The sequence below is a fragment of the Vibrio sp. 2130-1 genome (assembly GCF_033339515.1).
The window spans coordinates 1-640 of sequence record NZ_JAWOUT010000390.1 but is presented as its reverse complement, the minus strand read 5'-3'; the positions used below and the strand labels follow the sequence as shown (position 1 = coordinate 640).

Annotated in this window: 1 protein-coding gene and 1 pseudogene; one reads left to right on the top strand and one right to left on the bottom strand. The window is 45.2% G+C overall.

What is annotated here, in order from left to right:
* Positions 1-297, top strand: a pseudogene (locus R7Q09_RS26420) (succinate--CoA ligase subunit alpha); the annotation flags it as partial.
* A gap of 138 nt (positions 298-435) precedes the next feature.
* On the opposite strand, the gene R7Q09_RS26415 reads toward R7Q09_RS26420, so the two are convergent.
* A partial coding sequence (locus tag R7Q09_RS26415; RefSeq protein ID WP_318143975.1) for a metal ABC transporter permease occupies positions 436-640 on the bottom strand: 205 nt, incomplete at its 5' end.

The following is a 640-nucleotide window of genomic DNA, read 5'->3' as shown; positions in this document are numbered from 1 at the left end:
AAACTGTTCCAAGAAGACCCAGAAACTGAAGCGATCGTAATGATCGGTGAAATCGGTGGCACAGCAGAAGAAGAAGCGGCGGCGTTCATTAAAGAAAACGTAACTAAGCCAGTTGTTTCTTACATCGCTGGTGTAACTGCACCTCCAGGTAAACGTATGGGCCACGCTGGTGCGATTATCTCAGGTGGTAAAGGTACTGCAGAAGACAAATTTGCTGCACTAGAAGCGGCAGGCGTTAAGACAGTTAAGTCTCTAGCAGACATCGGTCAAGGTCTACGTGAAGTAACTGGTTGGTAATTTCTGACTCGTAAAATAAAAAAGCCTGGCATTGCCGGGCTTTTTTGTATCTGATCTTGTATTGATTTTGTATGTAAGCCAGCAATAGCACTGAGAATTCTTAATCACCAGATCCGTTTGCTTAACTTGTGCTTATAACTAAGCTTTCCGCTGAATCAGTTGGCTCAGCATAAACAAAGAAGTCGCACTGATCACCACTGATGGGCCTGCTGGTGTGTCGAAGTGCCAAGACAGACTCAGTCCCATTAGAACTGAAATCGCACCTATGATGGATGCGAAGAATGCCATTTGTTCTGGTGTAGAAGACAACTTACGCGCTGTTGCTGCAGGGATGATCAACAGT